Annotated in this window: 17 protein-coding genes; 7 read left to right on the forward strand and 10 right to left on the reverse strand. The window is 68.8% G+C overall.

The window, feature by feature from the left end; translation table 11 throughout:
* Positions 1 to 239 precede the first annotated feature (239 nt).
* Positions 240 to 2,924 (forward strand): TonB-dependent receptor, encoded by a 2,685-nt coding sequence (locus tag AC3WQY_RS11060; protein ID WP_492708289.1) that lies wholly within the window; start codon positions 240 to 242, stop codon positions 2,922 to 2,924.
* Positions 2,925 to 2,989: 65 nt separating this feature from the next.
* Positions 2,990 to 3,691, forward strand: coding sequence for a 2OG-Fe(II) oxygenase (locus AC3WQY_RS11065; protein WP_492708291.1), 702 nt, complete (start codon positions 2,990 to 2,992; stop codon positions 3,689 to 3,691).
* A 9-nt stretch (positions 3,692 to 3,700) separates the two neighbouring features.
* On the opposite strand, the gene AC3WQY_RS11070 is transcribed toward AC3WQY_RS11065, so the two are convergent.
* Positions 3,701 to 4,519 (reverse strand): DUF5694 domain-containing protein, encoded by an 819-nt coding sequence (locus tag AC3WQY_RS11070; RefSeq protein WP_492708293.1) that lies wholly within the window; start codon positions 4,517 to 4,519, stop codon positions 3,701 to 3,703.
* 96 nt (positions 4,520 to 4,615) lie between these two features.
* Complete coding sequence (glpK, locus tag AC3WQY_RS11075; RefSeq protein ID WP_492708295.1) at positions 4,616 to 6,109, reverse strand: glycerol kinase GlpK; 1,494 nt, start codon at positions 6,107 to 6,109, stop codon at positions 4,616 to 4,618.
* Between the two features lie 22 nt (positions 6,110 to 6,131).
* Here glpK and glpD point away from each other — a divergent pair, with 22 nt between their 5' ends.
* On the forward strand, positions 6,132 to 7,676 hold the full coding sequence (gene glpD, locus AC3WQY_RS11080; protein WP_492708297.1) for a glycerol-3-phosphate dehydrogenase: 1,545 nt from the start codon (positions 6,132 to 6,134) through the stop codon (positions 7,674 to 7,676).
* Here glpD and AC3WQY_RS11085 read toward each other — a convergent pair.
* Positions 7,670 to 9,013, reverse strand: coding sequence for a DUF3422 family protein (locus AC3WQY_RS11085; RefSeq protein WP_492708299.1), 1,344 nt, complete (start codon positions 9,011 to 9,013; stop codon positions 7,670 to 7,672). The genes glpD and AC3WQY_RS11085 overlap by 7 nt on opposite strands.
* A 16-nt stretch (positions 9,014 to 9,029) precedes the next feature.
* Positions 9,030 to 9,659: a DUF938 domain-containing protein gene (locus AC3WQY_RS11090; protein ID WP_492708301.1), complete on the reverse strand. Its 630-nt coding sequence runs from the start codon at positions 9,657 to 9,659 to the stop codon at positions 9,030 to 9,032.
* A gap of 247 nt (positions 9,660 to 9,906) precedes the next feature.
* Between AC3WQY_RS11090 and AC3WQY_RS11095 the strand changes: the two genes are divergently transcribed.
* Entirely contained in the window at positions 9,907 to 13,050 is a 3,144-nt protein-coding gene (locus AC3WQY_RS11095) for a hypothetical protein (protein ID WP_492708303.1), read from the forward strand.
* Between the two features lie 19 nt (positions 13,051 to 13,069).
* On the opposite strand, the gene AC3WQY_RS11100 is transcribed toward AC3WQY_RS11095, so the two are convergent.
* Positions 13,070 to 15,712, reverse strand: a complete 2,643-nt coding sequence (locus AC3WQY_RS11100; protein WP_492708305.1) for a DUF3857 domain-containing protein — start codon at positions 15,710 to 15,712, stop codon at positions 13,070 to 13,072.
* A 237-nt stretch (positions 15,713 to 15,949) separates the two neighbouring features.
* On the opposite strand from AC3WQY_RS11100, the gene AC3WQY_RS11105 reads away from it, so the two are divergent.
* Positions 15,950 to 16,342: a hypothetical protein gene (locus AC3WQY_RS11105; RefSeq protein WP_285234851.1), complete on the forward strand. Its 393-nt coding sequence runs from the start codon at positions 15,950 to 15,952 to the stop codon at positions 16,340 to 16,342.
* Here AC3WQY_RS11105 and AC3WQY_RS11110 read toward each other — a convergent pair.
* From AC3WQY_RS11110 to AC3WQY_RS11125, 4 genes are all read right to left on the reverse strand, one after another.
* On the reverse strand, positions 16,339 to 17,343 hold the full coding sequence (locus tag AC3WQY_RS11110) for an NAD-dependent epimerase/dehydratase family protein (RefSeq protein ID WP_492708306.1): 1,005 nt from the start codon (positions 17,341 to 17,343) through the stop codon (positions 16,339 to 16,341). The genes AC3WQY_RS11105 and AC3WQY_RS11110 overlap by 4 nt on opposite strands.
* 70 nt (positions 17,344 to 17,413) lie before the next feature.
* On the reverse strand, positions 17,414 to 17,773 hold the full coding sequence (locus AC3WQY_RS11115; RefSeq protein ID WP_492708308.1) for a hypothetical protein: 360 nt from the start codon (positions 17,771 to 17,773) through the stop codon (positions 17,414 to 17,416).
* Positions 17,774 to 17,794: 21 nt separating this feature from the next.
* Entirely contained in the window at positions 17,795 to 20,512 is a 2,718-nt protein-coding gene (locus tag AC3WQY_RS11120; RefSeq protein ID WP_492708310.1) for a serine/threonine-protein kinase, read from the reverse strand.
* The gene (locus AC3WQY_RS11125; RefSeq protein ID WP_492708312.1) at positions 20,509 to 21,066 is read right to left on the reverse strand and encodes an ECF-type sigma factor; all 558 of its coding nucleotides are present in this window, start codon (positions 21,064 to 21,066) and stop codon (positions 20,509 to 20,511) included. The genes AC3WQY_RS11120 and AC3WQY_RS11125 overlap by 4 nt, the downstream gene beginning before the upstream one ends.
* 219 nt (positions 21,067 to 21,285) lie before the next feature.
* Here AC3WQY_RS11125 and AC3WQY_RS11130 point away from each other — a divergent pair, with 219 nt between their 5' ends.
* Complete coding sequence (locus AC3WQY_RS11130; RefSeq protein ID WP_492708314.1) at positions 21,286 to 21,828, forward strand: diguanylate cyclase domain-containing protein; 543 nt, start codon at positions 21,286 to 21,288, stop codon at positions 21,826 to 21,828.
* A gap of 20 nt (positions 21,829 to 21,848) precedes the next feature.
* Entirely contained in the window at positions 21,849 to 22,700 is an 852-nt protein-coding gene (locus tag AC3WQY_RS11135; protein WP_492708317.1) for an AraC family transcriptional regulator, read from the forward strand.
* On the opposite strand, the gene AC3WQY_RS11140 is transcribed toward AC3WQY_RS11135, so the two are convergent.
* Positions 22,639 to 23,541: a LysR family transcriptional regulator ArgP gene (locus AC3WQY_RS11140; protein WP_492708319.1), complete on the reverse strand. Its 903-nt coding sequence runs from the start codon at positions 23,539 to 23,541 to the stop codon at positions 22,639 to 22,641. The genes AC3WQY_RS11135 and AC3WQY_RS11140 overlap by 62 nt on opposite strands.
* Positions 23,542 to 23,554 lie beyond the last annotated feature (13 nt).

The raw sequence follows: 23,554 nt of genomic DNA on the forward strand, positions 1-23,554 counted from the left end.
GGCAACCCATGCCGTTCGACACCCCCTAGCACCCCAGGTGTTAGGGGGTTTTTTCATGGGGCGGCACCGTCCGGCGGCGGACTGCGGCATTGGCGCAACTTTGAAGGGTTTTCCTAGGGGCTTGCTGCACTGCAGCGGGCCAAAAATCCGGGCTCCCTCGCCGCGGGAGCTTTCCCTAATGGCCGCGTCAGAACGGCGTCCCGCAGCGAACCCCAATCTCATTCGCAGGAGTGAAGTACATGTTGAAATCAACCCGCCTTTGCAGCGCATTGGCCCTGGCCTATGCGGGCATGCTGGCCCTGCCGGCACATGCCCAGGACAGCTCGCTTGAGCGCGTCACCATCACCGGTTCGTCCATCAAGCGCATCGATGCCGAGACCTCGGTGCCCGTCACGGTCATCAGCCGCGAGACCATCGACAAGTCCGGCGCATCCAATGTGCAGGAGCTGGTGGATCGCCTGAGCTCCAACAACGGCGGCGGCCGCTCGATGGGCGAGTCGATCGGCGACTCGAACGCCACCGGCCAGACCGGCGCCTCGATGCGCGGCCTGGGCCGCGAGCGCACGCTGGTGCTGCTGAACGGCCGTCGGCTGACGCCTTACCCGTTTGCCGGCCAGGGCGTGGATCTGAACGCCATCCCGCTGGCAGCGATCGAGCGCATCGAAGTGCTGCGCGACGGCGCCTCGGCGACCTATGGCTCCGACGCCATCGGCGGCGTGATCAACTTCATCACGCGCAAGGACTACCAGGGCGGCGACATCACCGCTTCCTATGAGTCTCCGCAACACACCGGCGGCAAGGTCACGGGCTTCCAGGGCGGTTTCGGCTTTGGCGACATGGCCAAGGACAAGTTCAACATCCTGGGCACCTTCAGCTACCAGAAGTACGACGTCATCCGGGCCAGCGACCGCGAGTTCTCCAAGACCGGCAATCGCCCCGACATCGGTGTGGTGAAGTCCTCGGGCAACACCTTCCCGGCCAATGCCTATACCGCGGACGAAGGCAACTTCGTGCCGGGCGTCCCGGGCTTCCCGAACTGCGCACCGCCCGACAGCTTCAAGGGCGGCTCCAACTGCCGTTACGACTACAGCGCCAAGATCGACATCTCGCCGGCCTCCGAGCGTACCGGCGCGCTGGCACGTGCCACGCTGGCACTGAACAACGACCACATGTTGTTCACCGAGTTTGCCTACTCGAAGAACGAGATCACCTTCGGTTCGTCGCAAACGCCGTCCAGCACCACCGGTCGCCCCGACTACCTGTACCCCGCCGGCGGCAAGTACTACCCCACCGCGGCGGTGGAAGCTGCCCAGCCCGGCTACCGCGGTGACCTGATCATCGCCTGGCGTATGGTGGACGGCGGTCAGCGCCTGACCAAGACCACCAACGACATGACCCGCTTCCTGGTCGGTGCCGAGGGTACCGTGGCGGGCTTCGACTACAAGCTGGGTCTGATGAAGGCCAAGTCGAAGGCGGTCGAGACCTTCCTGACCGGCAACTTCTCCGACACCAAGCTGGTGGAAGTGCTGAAGACCGGCAATGTGAACCCGTTCGGCCCCAACGACGAAGCCGGCCTCAAGCTGCTGAAGTCGGCCGAGCTCTCGGGTGAGAACCGCCGTTCGCACACCGACACCGATGGCTTTGACTTCTCGGTGACGCGCGAGCTGTTCGCCCTGGCCGGCGGCAACGCCGCCGTCGCGGTGGGCCTGGATCTGCGCAAGGAAAAGTACCTCGACGGCTACTCCGAGATTGCCGGCTCCGGCGACATCGTCGGTGGCTCGGGCAATGCCGGCAAGGTGCAGGGTCAGCGCAAGACGCAGGGCTTCTACGGCGAGCTGAACATGCCCGTGCTGAAGGACGTGGAGCTGAACCTGGCGGTGCGTACCGACCGCTACAGCGGTGCCTCGGGCGAGTCGCGTGACGGCAAGTTCTCGTCGCCCGACATGTCGGCCACCAGCCCCAAGGTGAGCCTGCGCTGGACCCCCAGCAAGACGCTGCTGCTGCGCGCCTCGGTGGGCAAGGGCTTCCGCGCTCCGGCGCTGGACAATATGTACGCCCCGGCGGCCGGCACCAACCTGGCCGGCAACTTCAACGACCCGTACTACAACACGCTGGTCGGTTGCGCCAACAAGCCCAACCCCAACTATTGCGATACGCAGCTGACGGCCATCAACCACAGCAACCCCAACCTGAAGCCCGAGAAGTCGCGCACCACCGCCCTGGGCATGGTGTTCGAGCCGATGAAGGATCTGTCCCTGGAAGTGGACTACTTCGACATCAAGCTGACGGATGGCATCGATTCGCTGACGGGCGACGACATCATGAAGGACTGGTACAAGAACCAGACCGGCCCGACCACCAGCTCCTCGGTCTACGCGAACCGCCTGATCCTGAATGCCCAGGGCTATCTGGACTACGTGAACGCGTCGCTGGAGAACCTCAGCAAGCAGCAGGCATCCGGTTTCGACCTGAGCGCCAAGTACCGCTTCCGTTCCTCCATGGGCACCTTCACGCCGGGTTGGGAAGGTACTTACCTGACCAAGAGCACGAAGACCAATGTCGTGACCGGCGCGCTGGAAGACAACCTGGGCAAGTATGACCAGGGCGGTCCGGTGGTGCGTCTGAAGCAGGTCTACACCCTGGACTGGGATTCCGGTGCCTGGGCGGCCGGCGTGCGCTACTTCCGCCAGAGCGGCTACGAGGACTACGACAAGGTCAAGCAGGTCGATCATTACGACCTGTGGGATCTGCAAGGCCAGTACAAGGGCATCAAGAACCTGGCCATCACCGTGGGCGTGCGCAACCTGTTCGACAAGAAGCCGCCGGTCACTGTCCAGGAAGACTACTTCCAGGTCGGCTTCGACCCGACCTATGCCGACGTCAAGGGCCGTACCTACTACCTGCGCGCGAACTACAAGTTCTGAGCAGGCTGATGTGAGAGCACAGGGCAGGCCTTCGGGCCTGCCCTTTTTTACAGGCGAGCAAGGCAATGCAGTACATCAACCCCCAACTCGATATCGAGCAACTCGGACGCGCCTTCCAGCGCGACGGGCGCTTGCTGATTCGCGACTTCTTCGAACCCGCGGTGGTTGAGGCGCTCAGCCGGGCCGTCGACGAGATCGACTGGGCGCTGACCTATCGCGACGTGAATGGCGACCGCGTGCTGAGCGGCGAGCAGCTGCGTTCGTTGAGCGCCGAACAGCGCGCCATGCTGGTGGAGGGCATCAACCTGGTGGCCAGCCAGGAATTCCAGTTCTCCTTCTGCACCGACTCGCTGGTGGCCGCCGCCAAGCGCGGCGAGAGCCATCTGCTGGCGCGCTTCATGCGATGGATGGCCGACGAAGAGTTCCTGGCGTCAATACGCCGGATCACCGGTGTCACCGACATCAACCGGGTCTATGCGCAGGCCACCATGTACACGCGCGGCAACTTCCTGGTCGTGCATGACGACCATGTGGACGCCGAGAACCGGCGCCTGGCCTATGTGATCAATCTGACGCGCAACTGGCGCGCCGACTGGGGCGGCCTGCTGCACTTCACGGGGCCACAGGGCGATGTGCTGGAGACCTACTTCCCGCACTTCAATTCGCTTTCGCTGTTCCGCGTGCCGCAGCAGCACTTCGTTTCCTACGTGCCGCCGTTTGCGCAAGGCGAACGCACCGCCATCACCGGCTGGCTGATCGCGGCCTGAGCGCGCCGCTCAGCGCCGGCCTTGCAGATAGGGCAGCGCCTCCACCAGCTTCCAGCCGGGTTGTTCCTGCACGCATTGGCGCAGCCAGTAGCTGTGGCCGGCGCCGAAGAGCACGAGCAGGCGATCGCCCGGCTGGCTCAGCTGCACGATGCGGGCGCAGATGCGCGCATTGCGCAGCGCCCATTGGCCATAGAGCTCGGCGCCGGGCTGCTCGGCCGCGCGCCCATAGCGCAGCGCGATGCTGTTGAACTGGTGGTCTGCCAGGATCGCCTGCGGGCGGTTGAACGCGGCCAGCAACTGGCTGATGCTGGCATGGGCCAGGCTTTGCTCGACGGCCTTGTTGCGCCGTTGCAGCGCGTCCAGCTGGGCCTGCAGCTGCGCCTCCTGCCCATGCTGCTTGGCAAAGGTCTGCACCGCCTCGAAGGGGAAGTCGCCGTCGGCATCCACGCCGTAGACGGCCTCGTGCCCCAGTTGCTCGGCCAGCCGGTAGCCGACTTGCTCGACCTCGTTGCGCACCTCGCGGCGCTGGCCGGCGCGCCAGGCGGCATAGGCGGGCAGTTGCTGGCCCGGAAACTGATCGGCCTCGCGCTCCACCATCAGCTTGGTGGGCCGGAAGCGCGCGAGCTGGCGCGTCAGCGCCTGCAGCTCGGCCTGGCGGCGTGGGCTCAGCACGTCGTCGACCTGGGTGTTGACGATGTCCTGGCCGGGGTTGCCGAAGTGGTAACTGCCCAGCACCATGACCTCAACCTCGGGCTTGGCGGCGGCCTGGCTGCAGAGGGGCAGGCAGGCCAGTGCCAGCGTGCCGAGGGCAAACACGATCTTGTTCATGGGCGGCTCCTGTCGATGCGGTGCCGCATTCTTGGTGTATCGGCCACGCCGCGCAGCCCGCCTGCGATCAGGCGTCGAATCGGCGGGATGAGGTGTTCAAGCCGCGGTGGCCTGGCGCACCGCGCGCTCCCAGGCGGCCATGCGTTCGGCGGCGCGCTCGCGTGCCAGCGTGGGATGGAAGACGCGCTCGGTCTGCCAATGGCCGGCCAGTTCCTCCAGCCCCTGGTAGACGCCCGTGCCCAGGCCGGCCAGATAGGCGGCACCCAGCGCGGTGGTCTCGATCACCTTGGGCCGCAGCACCGGGATGCCCAGCAGATCGGCCTGGAACTGCATCAGCAGATCGTTCACGCAGGCGCCGCCATCCACGCGCAGCTCGGACACCGGCGCGCCGCCCGCGGCCACCGCATCGGCGCTCATGGCCTGCAGCAGGGCGGCACTCTGGAAGGCGATGCTTTCCAGCGCGGCGCGCGCGATATGCGCCATGCTGCTGCCGCGCGTCAGGCCGACGATGGCGCCGCGCGCCTCGGCGTTCCAGTAGGGCGCGCCCAGGCCGGTGAAGGCGGGCACGAACATCACGCCGCCGGCGTCGGGCACGCTCTCGGCCAGGGCCTGGACATCGCCGCTGGCGGGGAAGGCATGCAGGCCGTCGCGCAGCCACTGCACCACCGCGCCGCCGATGAAGACGCTGCCCTCCAGCGCGTAGGCGGGCTGCGCGTCCACCTGGGCGGCGGCGGTGCTGATGAGGCCGTTGCGCGAGTGCTGCAGCTGGCCGCCGGTGTGCATCAGCATGAAGCAGCCGGTGCCATAGGTGTTCTTGGCCATGCCGGCCTTGAAGCAGGCCTGACCGAACAGGGCGGCCTGCTGGTCGCCGGCGATGCCGCCGATCGGGATCGCGGCGCCGAGGTGCTCGGCGGCGACCTGGCCGTATGGGTGCGCGGAGGGGAACACGTCGGGCAACAAGGCAAGAGGAATTTCCAGGGCCTCGCAGAGGCCCTGGTCCCACCGGTTGCTGCGCACGTCGAACAGCATGGTGCGCGCGGCATTGCTGACGTCGGTGGCATGCACGCGGCCCTGCGTGAGCTTCCAGACCAGCCAGCTGTCCACGGTGCCGAAGGCCAGCTCGCCGCGCTCGGCGCGCGCCCGCGCACCCGGCACATGGTCCAGCAGCCAGCGCAGCTTGGTGCCCGAGAAATAGGGGTCGATCACCAGGCCGGTGTGCGCGCTCACCAGCGGGGTCAGGCCTTGCGCGCGCAGCTCGGCGCACAGGGGCTCGGTGCGGCGGTCCTGCCAGACGATCGCATGGTGCAGGGGCGCGCCGGTGCGGCGGTCCCACAAGAGGGTGGTCTCGCGCTGGTTGGTGATGCCCAGGGCCAGCACCTCGCCGGCGGCGATGCCGGCTTTGGCCAGGGCCTCGCGCGCGGTGGCCAGCTGGCTGGCCCAGATCTCCTCGGCGTCGTGCTCCACCCAACCCGGCTGCGGGTAGATCTGGCGGAACTCGCGCTGTGCCATTGCCACCACATGACCGCGTGTATCGAACACGATGCTGCGCGAACTGGAGGTGCCTTGGTCAAGGGCAAGCAAATAGCTCATGGCAATGACTTAGAGTTAGGCGATGGACCATTTTGACGCACTGGTGGTGGGCGGTGGCATCAATGGCGCGGGCATTGCACGCGATCTCGCCGGGCGCGGCTGGAAGGTGCTGCTGGCCGAGGCGCAGGACCTGGCCGCGCACACCTCCTCATCCAGCACCAAGCTGATCCACGGCGGGCTGCGCTACCTCGAGTACTACGAGTTTTCGCTGGTACGCAAGGCGCTGCAGGAACGCGAGGTGCTGCTGCGGAGCGCGCCCCACATCATCTGGCCGCTGCGCTTCGTGATGCCGCACGACCCGGCGATGCGGCCGGCCTGGATGATTCGCATCGGCCTGTTCCTCTACGACCACCTGGCGCGCCGGCGCGTGCTGCCCGGCTCCAAGGGCGTGAAGCTGCGCAAGTCCAAGCTGGGCGAGCCGCTCAAGCCCGAGTTCACGCGCGGCTTCGTCTATTCGGATGGCTGGGTGGACGATGCCCGCCTGGTGCTGCTGAATGCGCTGGACGCGCGCGACAAGGGTGCCGAGGTGCTGACGCGCAGCCCTGTCACCGCGGTGCAGCGCAGCGCCGAGGGCTGGAGCGCTCGCATCGCCACGCCGCAGGGCGAGCGCGTGGTGCATGCGCGCGCGCTGGTGAACGCCGCCGGCCCTTGGGCCGAGAGCTTTCTGCGCGAGGTGGCGCGGCCGGCCCAGGGCGAGCAGCTCGCCACCAAGAGCCTGCGCCTGGTGAAGGGCAGCCATATCGTGGTGCGGCGCCGCTTCCCGCACGACCACGCCTACATCTTCCAGAACCCCGACAAGCGCATCATCTTCGCCATCCCCTACGAGCACGAGTTCACCCTCATCGGCACCACCGACGTGGAGTTGCCGGACGAGGCGCTGGTCAGCCAGGCCAAGGCGCAGATCAGCCATGCCGAGATCGACTACCTCTGCGCCCAGGCCAGCCGCTACCTGGCCGAGCCGGTGCGGCCGGCCGACGTGGTGTGGAGTTATGCGGGCGTGCGGCCGCTGCTGGACGACGCCTCGGGCGACCCCTCGGCGGTGACGCGCGACTACCTGCTGGAAACCCATACCGAGGGCGGCGCGCCGCTGCTCAGCGTGTGGGGCGGCAAGATCACCACCTTCCGCAAGCTCGCCGAGGATGCCGCGGATCTGATCGGGCAGATGCTGGGCGAGCGCCGCAAGCCCTGGACCGCCAAGGCCAGCCTGCCCGGCGGCGACCTCAGCGCCTGGATCGGTACGCCGCGCCGCCCGGACCGGGATTTCGAGCAATTGCAGCAGGCCGTGTTTGCGCGCCACCCCTATCTGTCGATGCCCCTGCTGCACCGCCTCTGCCGCGCCTATGGCTCGCGCATCGCGCGCGTGCTGGGCGCTTCGGTGCGGCCGGACGACCTGGGGCAAGAGGTGGCCCCCGGCCTGTACGAGATCGAGCTGCGCTACCTGATGCGCGAGGAATGGGCCTGCAGCGCCGAGGACGTGCTGTGGCGGCGCAGCAAGCTGGGCCTGCATTACAGCGAGGCCGAGCGCGCGGCCGTTGCCGCGTGGATCGCGGCCCATCCTTGTCAGTGATGCAGCTTTGCGTGCAGCTTCCGGGTGGCGCGCCACACCGCCCATAGCACCAGCGGGATCAGGGCGCCCGCCAGCAGCTCGGGGTTGAGCGGCAGGCCCAGCGACTTGAGCGCCTTGCCGCCGTACAGCAGCAGGCTGATCACGTAGTAGGAGATCGCCGCGATCGAGAGCCCCTCCACGGTGGTCTGCAGCTTGAGCTGCAGTTCCTGGCCGCGCGTCAGCTTGGCCAGCAGCTGCTGGTTCTGGGTCTCGCGCGCGATGTCCACGCGCGTGCGCAGCAGGGCGCTGGCGCGCTCGGTGCGCGCCGACAGCGAGGCCAGGCGCTGCGCGGTGGCGGCCACCGTGGCGATCGCCGGCGAGAGCCGGCGCTGCATGAATTCGCCCAGCGTCTGCGTGCCCGGGATCGGGCGCTCGCGCAGCTCGGCAATGCGCTGCTGCACCAGGCCGTGATAGGCCTGGGTGGCCGAGAAGCGGTAGGCGTTCTGCGCGGTGGCGCGTTCCACCTTGGCGGCGATGGCGATCAGCGCATCCAGCAGATCCTGCTCCGAGCTCTGCTTCACCACCAACTGGTCGGTCACCTGCACCAGCGCGGCCTCGGCCTCGCCCAGCACCGGCGCCAGCGCCTTGGCGGCGGGCAGGCCGCGCAGCGCCATCAGGCGGTAGGTCTCCAGCTCGAGCAGGCGCTGCGAGATGCGGCCGGCGCGCGTCTCGGTGGTGCCGGGGGCGAACACCACCAGCATGCGTTCGAAGCCGCAGGGGCGCAGCTGCAGATCGGTCACCACCATCGAATGGCCCATGCCGCCGCGGCCCGCTCCCGTCCTTCCACCCATTTGCGAAGCCAGCACATCGCCGCCGCCCAGCCAGCGCTGCGCGCGCGCCAGCACCTCGGCGGGCGCGTCGATCTCATGCTCCAGCATCGCCAGCTTCACCGCCGCCACCGTGCGGCCCGGAATGCCGGCCAGCCAGGCGGGCTCCACCTGCAGGGCCGGCGCCAGGTGCGGGCGCTCGGCGTCCAGGCCGGCCTCGGCGGGCAGGGGCTGGACGATCGAGTAGCGCGTGAATTCGCTGTGGCGCTCCCACTTCACCGTGAAGCCGCCCTCCATGTGCAGGCGCAGGAAGTTGCCCTGCAGCGCCTCCAGGGCCAGGTCTTGCTGGCCGGGCAGCAGGCGCAGCTGCGCGAGCTCCTGCTCGCGGCTCACGCCCTCGTTGAGCACCGCCACATAGACCACCAGGGCCGGCAGGCGGATATGGGCCTGCGGGCGCGCGTGCACCTCGTTGTGCAGCTGATGGCGCAGGGCGTCGTCGGTGGGCAGTACGGGCGCCAGGGTGGGTGTCATAGCGGGCAAGTATCGGTCAGGCCACCGGAAGCCCTTGCCAGGCCAGCAGCAGGTTGTTGGCGGGCATGGCGATGCGCTGCTGCAACTGCAGGCCCGCGGCTGCGGCCTCGCCACGCACCGCGTCCAGGCTGCGCAGGCCCCAGGTCGCATCGCGTGCGCGGAGGTCGGCATCGAAGGCCAGGTTGCTGGCCGCGGTCGGCACGTCGGTCTCCAGATAGGGCCCGTAGGTCACCAACAGCCCCGCCGGCGCGAGGTGGCGGGCCGCGCCCCGCATCAGGGCGGCGCAGCAGGGCCAGGGCGCGATGTGCAGCATATTGGCGCAGAAGATCAGCTCGTAGCGCCGCCCGTCCAGGGGCCAGGGCTCGGCCAGCACGTCCAGCCGCAGCGGCGCCGGCAGCCGCGCGCGCACGTCGGCGGGCGCCAGCTCGGCCCAGGCGGCGATGGCCTCCAGGCGGCTCGGCTCCAGGTCCGTGGCCTGCCAGGTCCAGGCCGGCAAGCCGGCCATGAAGTGAGGGCCATGCTGGCCGGTGCCGGCGGCGATCTCCAGCGCCCGGCCCTGGGCGGGCAGCAGGCCCTGCAGGGCATCCAGGATCGGCTGCTTGTTGCGCTCGGCGGCGGGGGAATGCAGGGGCGGGGTGATGGGCATGCGGCCAGTCTAAGCGCAGGCTTCAGGGCTGATACCGATGAGGGCGAAAGAGCGGCCCGCCTAAACTGCCCGCACAAGAAGTAAAGCGAGCATCCCGCGCGCCAGCCCTTCGAGGGCGCGGCGTTTGAACGGGGTCAGGGAGGGTCAGTGGTGCATGCATGTTTGCGTCTCGCGGCGCGCCGTGCGGGTGCGCCCGTGGCCGTTCATGGCCCCGGGATGTCCTCCAGCCCAGCGCCCCCTGTCAGCCATGCCCATCCTGCGCCGCCTACCGTCCCTGCCCGCCCTTGTCCTGGCCCTGGGCCAACTCACCGCCTGTGGTGGCGGGGGCGGCTCGGAAGCGCCGCCGGTGCCGCCCGCGCCGCCGCCGGCACCGGCGGTAGCGCCCAGCATCGGTACGCAGCCGCAGGATGCACGGGTCATCGATGGCGGCACGGCCAGCTTCACCGTCACGGCCAGCGGTACGGCGCCGCTGAGCTACCAATGGCAGCGCAACGGCAGCAATATCGTCGGCGCCAACCAGGCCAGCTACACCACGCCGGCGCTGAGCCTGACCGACAGCGGCGCCAAGTACCAGGTGCTGGTGAGCGGCCCGGGCGGCAGTGCCAGCAGCAACATGGCTGCGCTGACGGTGACGCCGATCGCGCTGAGCATCAGCAGCCAGCCCAAGGCCACCAGCGTGGCCGATGGCGGCACGCTGAGCCTCGCGGTGGTGGCCGGTGGCAGCGGCCCGATCAGCTACCAGTGGCTGCGCGACGGCAGCGTCATTGCCGGCGCCACCGAGGCCAGCTACACGACGCCGCAGCTGAACCTGAAGGACGACCAGGCGCGCTACCAGGTCATGCTCAGCAACCCGGCCGGCACGCTCGGCAGCGAGGTGCTGACACTGCAGGTCACGCCGGTGCCGGTGACCATCACCAGCGCGCCCGCCTCCACCAGCGTCAGCGACCTGGCAGCGGTGACGCTGCGGGTGACGGCGAGCGGGAGTGCGCCCTACAGCTACCAGTGGAAGCGCAACGGCCAGCCGATCGCCAACGCCAACGGCGCCAGCTACGGCCTGCAAGCCAGCTACGCGGCCAGCGGCGATCGTTACAGCGTGGTGGTGGGCAACCAGCTGGGCGCGGTGGAAAGCCAGCCCGCGGTGCTGACCGTCGATCCGCTGCTGGCCAGCATCGCGGCGCAGCCGCAGGCGGCCAGCATCAGCAACGGTGCGGCGGCCATGTTCGGCGTTAGCGCCAACGGCACGGCGCCGCTGGCCTATCAATGGCAACGCAGCATCGACGGCGGCCTGAGCTGGGCGAACGTGCCGGGTGCCGGCGCCAGCAGCCTCAGGCTGCCCAGCACGACCCTGGCCGATGCGGATGCGCGCTACCGCGTGCAGATTAGTAACCCGGCGGGCAGCACCACCAGCGAGGCGGCCGTCCTGAAGATCGCGGCCAATGTGCGCATCATCGCGGGCGCGCCGGGTGGGCCAGGCTATGCGGAGGGGCAGGGCGCCAGCGCGCGCTTCAACATGCCCTGGGCGGTGGCGGCTGGTCGCCAGGGGCAGTACTTCGTGTTGGACACGGGCAATGCGGTGATACGCCGCGTCGACGCGGATGGCCGGACCTCGGTCTATGCCGGCAAGCCCAACAGTCATGGCGTCGTGAATGGCAGCCTTGCCGAGGCTCGTTTCCAGTACATGTACCAGATGGTTGGCGACGCGGATGGCAATCTGTACGTCGGCGAGTCGTGCCAGGTCCGCAAGATCTCGGCGGCTGGTGTCGTCGAGACGCTGGCCGGCAGTGTCTTTTGTCAGGCCAAGGACGGGGCGGGTGCGGAGGCAGGCTTCTCCTTCATCCGCGGCCTGGCGCTGGACGCTGCGGGTACGCTTTATGTGAGCGATGGCAACGCGAGCCAGGCCCTGCGCAAGGTGCTGCCGAACGGGCAGGTCAGCACGTTGGCGGGCAGCATTGGCCAATTGGGCAAGGCCGACGGCGTGGGCGCCGCGGCGCGATTTTCAAACATCGGCCCCATGACCCTTGATGCGGCTGGCAACCTGCTGGTCGTCGACGGCTCGGCGATCCGCCTGGTGACGCCCGCCGGCAAGGTAAGTCTGTTCGCTGGTCAGATCGATGTGGCGGGCACGGCCGAGGGCGATCGCCTCACGGAGGCGCGTTTCAATGCGCCCAATGCCCTGGCCTTTGACAACCGCGGCAATCTGTTTGTGCTGGAGTTCAGCCGCTTGGTGCGCATCAACAGCGCCGGCATGGCCGTGACCGCCGTGAGCGGGCCGGACTACTCGGGGCTTTATGCCCTCAGCCGTGACGGCAACGGGCGTGCGGCAACGATCTATGGTGGCATGGGCATGATAGGCATGCCCAACGGCAATCTGGTGTTCGTGGAATATGCCTCCGCCACGTTGCGGCAGTTTGCCGGCAATGGTGATGTCAGCACCTTGGCGGGTCGCGGCCCGCAGTCAGGCAAGATCGACGGTGATGCCAGCCAAGCGCGCTTCTACTTGGGCCAAACGGGCCTGAGCAGCGACGCCAGCGGCGCTGTTTATGTGGCGGATCAGAGCAACTCACGCATCAGACGGGTTGGCAGCGATGGCACGGTCAGTACCTGGGCCGGCGACGTCTCGGGCTTCGTCAACGGCGCCGCTCGCGCGGCCCTGTTCTCCGGGCCCGCGGCGGTGGCGCGCGATCTTGCCGGCAACCTCTACGTTGCGGACGCCTACAACCAGTTGATACGCAAGATCAGCCCCGCCGGCATCGTCAGTACCCTGGCTGGTGCGCCCGGGCAGTCGGGCAGTGCCGATGGCCAGGGCAGTGAGGCGCGCTTCTTCCAGCCCAGTGGCATCGCAGTGGATGCCAACGGCACGGTCTATGTGGCCGACACCTTCAACCAGACGATTCGCAAGATCACCCCGGATGGCCGGGTCAGCACGCTGGCCGGCAAAGCCAGCAACCAGGGCGGCGCCGCAGATGGCCAAGGTGAGCAAGCACGCTTCAGCTATCCGCTCGGTCTGGCCCTGGACGCCAAGGGCAATCTCTATGTGGCCGACCAGTACAACCATGCGATTCGGATGGTCATGCCGGATGGCAAGGTCAGCACCTTCGCGGGCGCCTTGAACTCACCCGCCTACGCCGACGATCAGATCCCCTACGCGCGTTTCAACCGTCCGGTCGGCTTGGCCTTCGATCAGCAGGGCAATCTCTTCGTGGCCGACCAGGAGAATCACGCGATCCGACGCATCAATGCCGCCGGCATCGTGAGCACGGTGGTCGGGCAGCGCGGCATTGCCGCGCTCAGGCCGGGCGCGGGCGGGGCCATCAACGCGCCCAGTGCCGTGACGGTATTGCCCAATGGCCGCCTGGTGTTCACCTCTGAACAGGCAGTGGTGAGCGACTGAGGCACGCGGCCCGCAAGGCTCAGTCGGCTGCGGCCTCCAGGGCCGGCAAGGGTGGGGCCGGCGCGGCGGTTGGCGGCGCCGCGCCATGCTGGCGCACAAAGGTGCTGCGCACGCGTGCCGAGCGTTTCAGGTAGGCCGTCCAGAGCGCCAGAAGCAGCGCGCTGCGCGCCAGCTCGGTGATCTCTTTGTCATGCTTCGTCTGGTCGAGCACCGGGATCTGCGACGCGAGCAGGTGATCGCCGACGGTGAGTGCCAGGAGGGTCCACATCAACCCGATGTACAGAGGGACAAAGCTGCGGCGCTTCCGGTAGAACAGCAGGGCCAGCAGCAGGAAGAAGACCAGCTTCGCCGTCATCAGCGCCATTTCGCCCATCAGGGTCGCGGCCAACCAGGGGTGGTAGGCCGCGCCGCCCGGTACGGTCAATTCCGCCCAGCGTTCGACGCCGAAGGCTGGCAGTGCGTTCAGCAGGTTGCGCAGGGCAATGAGCGGTTGCAGACACAGCGACAGCGCCAACAGCAGCAGCCAGCCTGCCATGCCGGCCAGGGCGGGATCCGCCGCCTGCGCGGCCGACGCAGGGTCCCAGGCCCACAAGCGCCGCGCGATCCAGATCCACAAGCCGGTCAACATCAGGCCGGTCATTGCCAGCGGCAGGTTGAAACTGCCAGCGGCGGCGTCGCTCACTGGCGGCAGGGTGTCGCCCTTGTAGACCACGTAGTTGACCAGATTGCGTGCACGATCCAGTGCCGCCACATAGTCCGCCACCTGGGCCGGCTCCACGTGATCGCGCAAGGAACGGAAGCCATCGACGATTTTGAGCGTGCGCCCCTCGGCCTTGATCTCGCGCTTGAGCACGAAGGCAGGATCCTCGATGAGCTCGGTCTCGCTCTTGATCGTCCAGTCTTCCGGAAGCCGGAGCTCGACCTCGTGCGTCAGGTCCTGCGGGTGGGCGAGCGCCAGTGGCGTGTCGCGCTTGCTCTCTTGTGGCGCGCGCAGATAGCTCAGCAGCTCGGGCACTTCGATGCTGGCTTCCCGGCGCTTGCGTTTGGCTTCGTGGACCCAGAAGTCGTCGATGCGATAGTGCTCGACGAGTTCCAGCCGATTGCTATCCGCGTCATCCTTGACCTCGAAGGGTGCCAGCATCGCGATGCCCGGGTAATGACGCGCGTAGAAGTTCAGGTAGCGCTGCTGCAATTCTTGGCGGTTCTCACTCGCCAGGGCGCTACGCTGCTGCTCGGCGCTCTGGCCTTGCAGCGTGGTGGTGACCGTCATGGTTGCGGCCTCACCCACGCCGGCCTGCGCATCCAGCAGCACATGTACGTTGCGCTGCACGGTCATGGCCGGGCTCAATGCCATGTCCTGCAGGTCGCGCTGCTGCGGCGCGAGCACCAGGGCCAGCCCGAAGCTCGTCTGGCCCATGTTTTCCAGCGGCCCTGGCTGGGTGTTGCGCGTTGCATCGAGCCAATAGGGCCGGCCGTCGATCTTGGCCCGTACCAGCACATGGTTGAAAGCCGATGGCCGCGCCAGGCCGGCGGCAATGCCCTGGCGTAGCTGCGTGTTCACCAGCGCAGCATCGGCTTGCACATCGAGTGCGCGCAACAACGTGAGCAGAAGCAGGGTCTTGTCTTTGCAGTCACCAAAGCGGCGTGCGTACACCAGGGCCGGTGCATTCGGTGCATGCGAGTTCGCACCTACCTCCACGCCGAGGTAGCGGATCTCGCGCTGCACCAGGCGCAGCGCTTCCGCCGTGCGTTCGCGCGGCCCCGCATGCCGTGCGGCGATGCGTTCCACCTCGGCCCGCAATTTGGACGGCAGGTTGGCAGGCGTCCGATACAGGGGGAGGGCCCATTGCACGACTTCGCCCCATTGCGCGTACTCGCTCCACTGCACCGCAGGGTAGGGGTCGTACCAGGCGGGCGTGTCGGCGTCCAGGCGGCGGGCGGTCTGACCGTTCAACAGCCACTCGTACTCGCTGTATTCGGTACCAGCCTGGTGGCGCGGTTGCAGGTCGGTGTTGAGTGCCTTGATGGCGAGCGGCCGCGCGCTGGGCCAGATCAGGCGGGCATACAGCTTGGCTACTGGTGCCGACCATTGCAGATCGAACTGGCCGAACTGCTTGCCCGCGAACACCGGGTTGCTGCCGGTGATTGAATAGGCGTACTCCACCGTATCGCCGACGCGCACGTCGTCCAGGAACACATGGGCGGTCTTGCTGCCGTCGAAGATCAGGTAGTCCAACTCCTTTTCTCGCTGCAGGATGCGCAGCTTGGCGCTGGCCAGCTTGGGAATGCGCACGCCGCCGCGCTGGATGGTGATGCCGTGCAGCTTCAGGCTTTCAAAGGCGGGGTCGAAGCGGATCTCCAGATTCGCAATGTTCTCCAGCCCCTTCTCGTTGAGCGCCCGCATCGCGTAATGGCGGAATTGCTGACGGCCCTGCGCATCGACGCGTACCTGTACATCCGACAGCAGGTACTCCACGCCCTGGCGAACCTGCGCGATCGGCTCGGCATCGGCTGCCGGCGGCTCGACGACCTTCACCCAGGCCGGCGTGGGGGCCTGAAATTCGGCGTTGGCGGACTGTGCCGGGACGGCAATGCCGGCCAGCAGCCCGAACAGGCAGTATTGGAAACAGCGGCGCAGGCCGTCGTTGACACCTCGAAGCATGGTCTATCCCTCCCTCTCGCAATCCTCTGACGGGCTTGACGTTGAAGCATCGTCATTCTCGATCCTGAGTCGGACGAAACACCCTGGGGATAACGTGGCGCGTCAACGCACGGCGCTGCAAACCGGGTGGCGCATCAGATCTTGCCGGCGCGGCGCCCGGCGGCGGGGGGCGGAATGACTCAAGTCGCTGGCGCAGACGCCGATAAGCACGTATGCCGCAACTTCATGGGCGCTGCCATGTCAGACCCGGTCGATGGCCCGTTGGAGGCACAGCCCGCTGAACCAGCGGCCGCGCTGGATGCGTTGAGCTGGCTGGATCCGGCCACGCGCGTGCCACCGGCGCTGGCCCTGCAGCACATCAAGACCCTGTGCGGTCTCTACCCCGATTTGTTCTCCGCCATGTTCGTCGTCTCGGCCACGCATATGGCGGTGTCGCGCGAGATGCTGGCGATGGCGCTGAAGCAGTTCCGGCCCGATGCCGCGGCGCTCAGCCAGGAGGACGTGCAGAGCCTGCTGGTCAGCATCGTGAATGGCGCCAACCAGGCCTTCGAGGCGGTGCTGCGCACGCGCAAGAACCAGGAGCGCAAGGGCGGCGGCGCGGCGCTGCCCTGGGGGCGGGACACTGATTAGTCCAGGCCCAGCAGCGCCCGTTCGCGCTCGCGCGCCAGACCCTGCGGCGCCTGCGCCGGTTCACCGCGCAGCCAGGCGGCGGTGTCGTGCAGCGTCTCGGCCAGCGGCCGATACTGCAGGCCGGCGGCCAGGGCGGTGGTGTCGCGGATTTCCATCATCGCGTTGTCGGCCTCGGGCAGCCAATAGGGCAGGTCGGCAAAGGGCTGCACGCCGGCGGCCAGCAGCTCGGCGTCGCTGCGCCAGTGCAGCTGCGCGCTGGCGCCGCAGGCGATGTTGGCGGCCTGCAGCAGCTGGCCCATGCTGAGGCCGTCGGCGCCGGCGGTGTTGAACACCCCGGAGCGGCGCTGGGCGGCCTGCCGCAGCGCGAAGTCGGCGATGTCGCGCGCGTCGATCATGCGCACGGCGCGCTCGGGCCGGCCCGGTGCCAGCACCGCGCCGCCCTCGGCCAGGCGCGTGAGCCAGTAGCGCAGGCGCGGGCTGAAGTCGTAGGGGCCGACGATGAAACCGGGGCGCAGCACCAGGGTGCGGTCGGGCAGCAGGGCCTGCACGGTCTGTTCGCACAAGGCCTTGAGGCCACCATAGGCCGCGCCATAGCCACCGCCGTTCTGCGAGGAGCCGCTGCTGGCCTGGGCCTCGGCGGCCTCCAGTTGCGCGGCGCTGAGCGTCGCCACAGGCGAACTCTCCACCGTGTCGGCATCGATGTGCGGATAGACCGAGATGCTGCTGATCAGGCAGTAATGCTCCACCGCATCGCGCAGCGTCTCGGCGGCGCGCTGGGCGGCGCTGGGCAGGTAGCAGCCGGCGTCGAACACGGCATCCCAGCGGCGGTCGTGCAAGGCGCTCAGGTCCTGCAGGCGGTCGCCATGCAGCTGCTCGACCTCGGGGAAGAGGCCGGCGCGGCTGCCGCGGTTGAAGAGCGTGAGCTCGTGGCCGGCCGCCAGCGCGGCGTCAACGAAGTGGCGGCCCAGGAATTGGGTGCCGCCAAGGATCAGGAGTTTCATGGGCAAGGGCGGAAGTGGTAGCGACGGCGCATTGTCCGGCGCGGCCTTGCCTGCCCAGGCGCTCGGCAGCTCAATCCGGATCGTTGTTGATGCCGGGGTCGTAGATTTCTTCCTTTCCAGAGACTGAATCGGTGACGTAAACCGTGTACTTGAAGTAGGCCTTCTTGGTGTTGTTGTCCAGCACCGATGCCTGGCTGTCGCTGTTGCGGATGACGGGGCCGAATTCGGTGCTGGCGCCGTCACCGCTGATGACGATGGGCTTGGTGGTCGAAAGCACCCAGGGCGCCGGTGCAAGCAGATTGAACAACAGGGTCACCCCCTTGTGCTTGACGGTGAGCGGATCCGGATTGGCGCTCCACGGCTGCGGGCTGCCGGGCGAATAGTTCACCGTGATCGACTGGGTCTTCTTGGCTTCGCTGTCGGCTGTCATGGACATCTCGCTGGTTGGGGGCTAAGGGGGTGCCGCCGCCAGCTGCAGGCGCTCTCTCAGCCATAGATTCATGGGATGCAGGTAGCTGGCGGATAAGGCGTTTTCGGCGAACGGACGCGCTTCTTGAGGGCGCCCCAGCCGCAGCAGCGCATGCGCCGTTAGGCAATTGACGCGGGGCTCGGCGTTGCCGTCAGGATCGACCATTTGCCGGCTGATCTTGTAGGCACGCTCCCAATGCAGCGCGGCGTCGCCAGGCGCCGCGCCTTGCGCGAAGGCATCGCCCAGGGCCAGTTCGGCGCTCGCAAACGCCCATAGCTGCTTGCTGTCGGCCGCCAGGGGGCTGCGCTCTTGCAGGAATTGACTCAATGCATTGCGCTGGGCGGCAAGCTCGGCGTCGTTGCTGAGCTGCACTCTGATCGTTAGCCAGCGTGCTGCCAGGGTGGTGCGGCGGGCGGGCATCGGGCCGGATGCCTGGCGCAGCTGCAGAACGCTGGCGGAAAGTTCCTGCGCAAGCGCGCGGGCCGGCCCACCATGGCCGGTGGCGAGCCAGACTTCGGCCAACTGCAGGCCGGCCAAGGCCAGGTTTTCCGAGGCCTCGACATTGCTCGAGTCCAGCGCCGCCAGGCTTCGATAACCATCCCAGGCCTGCTTGGCAGCGTCCACCGCTTCATCGGGGCGTCCCACGCTGAGATAGAGCCGGCTCATCGCGACCTGCGTGGCATGCAGCAGTTGCTGCGACTCGCGGTGCCGATCCAGCTCGGGCAGGCCGCGAATGGCAGCCAGTTTTTCTTGGTTCGTCTGCAAGGCGTTGGTGAACTGCCCCAGCACCTCCTGGGCCTCCGCGAGCCAGCCCAGGGTCCGGATCAGGTCGTTCGCGACGGACGCGTCCTGGCGCATGAGTGCGACCCAGTCCGCCTTGGCCTCCAGCAGCGCGTCCAAAGCCTGCCGCGGCTGGCCGCCCCGCACCAGCAGTACGCCGATATTCCAGCGCGCAAATGCCTGTTCCTGCCGCCACTTGGGATTGGCGGGGTCAATGCCATGCAGACGGTTGGCCAGGTTCAGATAGGCATCGAACTGGGTGCGCGCGGCGTCCATGTGGCGGCGCTGCCAGGCGATGTCGCCCAGCCAGTAAAGGCTTTGCGCGTGGTCGAAGATGCGCTGCGGATTGTCTGGGTCGCGGCCCAGCAGCTCGCCGGTGCTATCGGCGGCCTGCGCGAACAGCTGCGCCGCGGGCTCGAACTTGCGCTGCTTCAGTGCCACTTCACCCATCAGATGGAGAGCCCTTGACCTGCGCCCCAGCGAGTCGGCGTCCGTGCGACCCAGGTCCTGCTGCGCGTAATAGTCCAGCGCCTTTTCGCCCACCGCGTCGAGCACGTCGAGCCGACCCACCGGCTCGAGCTTCTTGCGCAGATCGCCGAGCATGAACTCGATCAGGCTCTCGGCCTGCACGCGCTGCTGATGCGCTTCGCGGGCCTTCCAAAGCGCCACGCCGGCGCCGGTCGCAACCGCCAAGCCGGCCAAAGTGCCCGCGGCCACGCCGATGCGGTGCCGCCGCACGAACTTGGCAATCCGGTAGCCCGCGCTGTCCGGCCGCGCCTGGATGGGCTCGTGCGCCAGCCAATGCTTCAAATCCGCGGCCATCGCCTCGGCGTTGGCATAGCGCTCGGCCGGGGCCTTCTTGAGCGCGCGTGCGACGATGGTGTCGAGGTCGCCGCGCAGCTCGCGCGCGCGCCTGGCGTCCAGCGTGCCACGCGCCTGCTCGGACAGGCGCCGCGGCTCCACGTCCAGCACCGCCTTCATGCGTGCCAGCGGGCTGTCGTCATTGGCAATCGCGCCCGCGGTGGGGTGCTGGCCGCTCAGCAGCAGGTAGAGCAGCACGCCCAGCGCATAGACATCGGTGGCGGTGGTGACATCGCCGCCCTGCACCTGTTCGGGCGCGGCGTACTGCAGCGTGAAGGCGCGCCCGGCCTGCTGGGTGAGTTCGGTGGCCGCGGCGGGCTGGGTGGCGTCGCCCAGCAGCTTGGCGATGCCGAAGTCCAGCAGCTTCACCTCGCCGGCCTGGTTCACCAGGATGTTGGAGGGCTTCAGGTCGCGGTGCAGGATCAGGCGGTTGTGCGCGTGCGCCACGGCGGCCAGCACGTCCAGGAACAGCGTCACGCGCGCCCGCACATCGAGGGCCTGCTGCTCGCAGAAGCGGTCGATGGGCTGGCCGTCGATGTATTCCAGCACCAGATAGGGCGGGCCGGCGTCCTGCGCCACACCGGCGTCGAGCAGGCGGGCGATATGCGGATGGGCCAGGCGGCCGAGGATCTGGCCCTCGCGCGCGAAGCGGCCGCTGTCGCCGCGGCCCAGCAGGCCGGAGGTGAGGAACTTCACCGCCACCTGTCCCTCGTAGCGGCCATCGGTGCGGCGCGCCAGCCAGACCGTGCCCATGCCGCCCTGGCCGATCTCGCGCTCCAGGGCATAGGGGCCCAGTTGCTGGCCGGGCTTGAGGGTGGGCAGCTGGGCCAGCTGCGCGAGCACCGGGCTGTCGAGCACGGGGGCGCGGGCCATCGCGGCGTCGCGTGCCAGCAGCTCTTCCAGGTCCTCGGCCAGGGCCAGGTCTTGCGCGCGCAGCTGGGCCAGGCGGGCGGCGCGCGCGGCCGGCTCCTCCAGGTCTAGCAGCTCGTCCAGCAGCGGGCTCAGCTCGGGCCAGCGGGATTTGTCGATTTCGCGCTTGGGCGCAGGCGTGGCGCTCATTGCAGTGAGAGGGAGAGGAACAGGCGCGCCTTTTGCCAGTCGCGCTGCACGGTGCGTTCGGTGATGCCCAGGGCCGCGGCGATCTCGGCCTCCAGCAGGCCGCCAAAGTAGCGCATCTCCACCACCTGGGCCAGGCGCGGCTCCAGGCGCGCCAGCTCTTCCAGCGCCTCGTGCACGCGCAGGATCTCGTCGTCGCGCTGCGGCGGCAGCTCGGCGATGGCGGTGTTGAGCGTCACATGCGCGGCGCCACCGCCGCGGCGCTCGGCCTCGCGGGCGCGCACCAGGTCCACCACCACGCTGTGCATCACGCGCGCGGCGTAGGCGAGGAAATGGTTCCGATCGGCGAAGTCCAGCTTGCCCTGTTGCTGCTGCAGGCGCAGATAGGACTCGTGCACCAGGCCGGTGGCATCCAGCAGGGTCAGCTCGCCGCTCTGGCGCAGGCGGCTGCGCGCCAGGCGCTGCAGGTCGGCGTAGAGCAGGGCGATGGCCTGGTCGGCGGCCCGGGCGTCGCCGGACTGGGCGGCGCGCAGCAGGGTGGTGATCTCGGAAGGCATGGGCAAGCGGGGAAGCTGAGCGCACTCTAGCCGCCCCCGCCGCCCGGCCTGACCGGCAGTGGAAAAAAAATTGGCTGCGCCTGTCGGGTTTGGGTGCGGCGCTGCGTTTTATCAAGAGAGAGCGGAGTGGTGGGCCGGACAGGGAGGTCCCGGGCACGGCTCAGGGAATGCTGGTCGGCCGTTTCGTTCTCACCCGTCTTGATCCAACAAGGATTGCCCGTGAGCGCCAGCCCTTCCTCCAGCCCCGTCATGCCGGTCGCCTCGCCGCCGGAGGCCCGCCAGGCCCAGGCGGTGGCCTGTGAGCCGATCGTCCTGCCCGATGGCGAGCATTTCGCCGCGCTGGTGAGCCGCGAGCTGGCGCAGAGCCGGCGCTTCGGCAAGGGCATGGGCGTGCTGCTGATCGACGCCTGGCCGCATCCGCCGCAGGGCGATGCGCTGGCCGGCACGGCCCTGCTCAAGCTGCGCCAGGCGGTGGCGGCGCGCCTGCGTGCACGCGTGCGTGGCAGCGATGTGGTGGCCACGCTGGGCGAGCAGCGCTTTGGCGTGATCCTGATGAATGCCGGCCGCAAGGAGGCCGAGCTGGTGCAGGCGCGCCTGCACAAGGCGCTGGGCGGGCCCTATGGCGTCGACGAGCACCACCTCTACGTCCGCCTGGTGATGGGGGCTGCCGCGTTCCCGGAGATGGGTGCCAGCGGGACCGAGCTGGTGCGCGGCGCCGAGGCCGCCCTGCTGCGCAATACCGGGCTGCCGCTGCGCGCCTGACGTATCTGCCATGATGCGGCATGGCCGCGCCGCATCCACCGTTTGAAGAGGCCACCGACCGGGCCCAGTACCGCCGCCCCGCGCACCGCGCCGGGGTGGAGCTGTACCACGCCAGCATCCTGCACCATCGCTTCGAACCCCATGTGCACGAGGCCTATGGGCTGGGCGCGATCACCGCCGGGGTGGGGCGCTTCCTGTGGCGCGGCGGCCAGCATCTGGCGCCGCGCGCCACCCTGATGCTGATGAATCCCGAAGACCTGCACACCGGCCAGGCCGAAACCGAGGCCGGCTGGGGCTACCGCATGCTGTACCTGGACGAGCCGGTGCTGCGCGAGCTGAGCGGCGGCGAGGCCTGGTGGTTTGACGCCGCGGTGGCGCACGACGCCGGCAGCGCGGCCGAGGTGGCGGGGCTGATTGCCGGGCTCTGGCATGCCGAGGAGCCGCTCGCCTTCGACAGCCAGCTGCTGCAGCTGGTGCAGGCCTTGCACCGTCATGCGCGGGTGGGCGGCCGCAGCGAGGGCAGCGCGGCGGCGCTGCGCTACGGCGCGGTGTTCGACTACATGCGTGCCCATCTGCATGAGCGGCTGAGCCTGGAGCAGCTGGCCGCGGTGGCGGGGCTGAGCCCCTTCCACTTCCTGCGCAGCTTCAAGGCGCAGCGCCATGCCACGCCGCAGCAGGCGCTGATGGCCTTGCGCCTGTTCGAGGCCAAGCGGCTGTTGAGCCAGGGCGAGGCGCCCGCTGCGGTGGCCGCGGCCGTGGGCCTGACCGACCAGGCGCACCTGAATCGCACCTTCCTGCGGCGCTATGGCGTCACGCCGGGGCGCTACCAGGCTCAAGTGTGGCCCGGGCGGCGGCCAGCACCCGGGCCGTGATGCGTTCCAGCATCGGCAGGGCCAGGCGGCTGGCCTGCCAGTAGAGCGGCACCCGCAGCGGCGCGCCCAGCGCCACCAGCCGGCCATCGGCCAGTGCCTCGCGCACCAGGCTCGCCGGGTTCATGCCCCAGCCCAGGCCGGCGCAGGCGGCGTCCACAAAGGCCTGGCTGGCGGGCAACCAATGCGTGGGCAGGGTCAGGTCTTGCCCAAGCTCCTGTTGCACCCATTGCGCCTGCAGGCGGTCCTGCCGGTTGAAGCTGAGGCAGGGCGCGGCGGCCAGGGTCTGGGCCGTCAGGCCGGCGGCGAAATGCTGGCGCGCGAAGGCGGGGCTGGCGGTGGCGATGTAGCGCATCGCGCCCAGCGCATGGCTGCGGCAGCCCTGCACCGGCGCGGCCAGGGCGGTGACGGCGGCCAGCACCTCGGCGCTGCGCAGCCGCTCGGCGGTATGTTCCTGGTCCTCCAGGCTGAGGTCCAGCAGCACCGGTTCGCTGGCGGCGATCTCGGCCGCGGCGGCGATGAACCAGGTGGCCAGGCTGTCGGCATTGATGGCCAGGCGCAGGGTGATGCGGCCCTGCGCGTCGGGGGCCAGCGCGGGCAGATCGGCCAGCAGGTCCTGCTCCAGCATGCCCACGCGCTCGGCGTGGCGCGCCAGGCGCAGGCCGGCCTCGGTGCCCGTGCAGGGCGGGCCGCGCTGCACCAGCACCTGGCCCATGCGCTCTTCCAGCAACCTGATGCGCTGCGAAACCGCCGAGGCGCTCAGATGCAGGCTGCGCGCGGCGCGCTCGAAGCTGCCCTCGCGCAGCACGGCGGCCAGGGCGGCGAGCAGGGAGTAGTCGAGCATGCCAGGGCCTGGA

Source organism: Roseateles sp. FW301-B2, from assembly GCF_058788955.1.

Excerpts from the sequence above, each read along its gene's own strand:
- AC3WQY_RS11125 (WP_492708312.1), bottom strand. The coding sequence starts at position 21,066 with ATGCCTTCCGAGATCACCACCCTGCTGCGCGCCGCCCAGTCCGGCGAC.
- glpD (WP_492708297.1), top strand. The coding sequence starts at position 6,132 with ATGGACCATTTTGACGCACTGGTGGTGGGCGGTGGCATCAATGGCGCG.
- AC3WQY_RS11065 (WP_492708291.1), top strand. The coding sequence starts at position 2,990 with ATGCAGTACATCAACCCCCAACTCGATATCGAGCAACTCGGACGCGCC.
- AC3WQY_RS11120 (WP_492708310.1), bottom strand. The coding sequence starts at position 20,512 with ATGAGCGCCACGCCTGCGCCCAAGCGCGAAATCGACAAATCCCGCTGG.
- AC3WQY_RS11115 (WP_492708308.1), bottom strand. The coding sequence starts at position 17,773 with ATGACAGCCGACAGCGAAGCCAAGAAGACCCAGTCGATCACGGTGAAC.
- AC3WQY_RS11135 (WP_492708317.1), top strand. The coding sequence starts at position 21,849 with ATGGCCGCGCCGCATCCACCGTTTGAAGAGGCCACCGACCGGGCCCAG.
- AC3WQY_RS11085 (WP_492708299.1), bottom strand. The coding sequence starts at position 9,013 with ATGACACCCACCCTGGCGCCCGTACTGCCCACCGACGACGCCCTGCGC.
- AC3WQY_RS11140 (WP_492708319.1), bottom strand. The coding sequence starts at position 23,541 with ATGCTCGACTACTCCCTGCTCGCCGCCCTGGCCGCCGTGCTGCGCGAG.
- glpK (WP_492708295.1), bottom strand. The coding sequence starts at position 6,109 with ATGAGCTATTTGCTTGCCCTTGACCAAGGCACCTCCAGTTCGCGCAGC.
- AC3WQY_RS11100 (WP_492708305.1), bottom strand. The coding sequence starts at position 15,712 with ATGCTTCGAGGTGTCAACGACGGCCTGCGCCGCTGTTTCCAATACTGC.
- AC3WQY_RS11090 (WP_492708301.1), bottom strand. The coding sequence starts at position 9,659 with ATGCCCATCACCCCGCCCCTGCATTCCCCCGCCGCCGAGCGCAACAAG.
- AC3WQY_RS11105 (WP_285234851.1), top strand. The coding sequence starts at position 15,950 with ATGTCAGACCCGGTCGATGGCCCGTTGGAGGCACAGCCCGCTGAACCA.
- AC3WQY_RS11095 (WP_492708303.1), top strand. The coding sequence starts at position 9,907 with ATGCCCATCCTGCGCCGCCTACCGTCCCTGCCCGCCCTTGTCCTGGCC.
- AC3WQY_RS11070 (WP_492708293.1), bottom strand. The coding sequence starts at position 4,519 with ATGAACAAGATCGTGTTTGCCCTCGGCACGCTGGCACTGGCCTGCCTG.
- AC3WQY_RS11110 (WP_492708306.1), bottom strand. The coding sequence starts at position 17,343 with ATGAAACTCCTGATCCTTGGCGGCACCCAATTCCTGGGCCGCCACTTC.
- AC3WQY_RS11060 (WP_492708289.1), top strand. The coding sequence starts at position 240 with ATGTTGAAATCAACCCGCCTTTGCAGCGCATTGGCCCTGGCCTATGCG.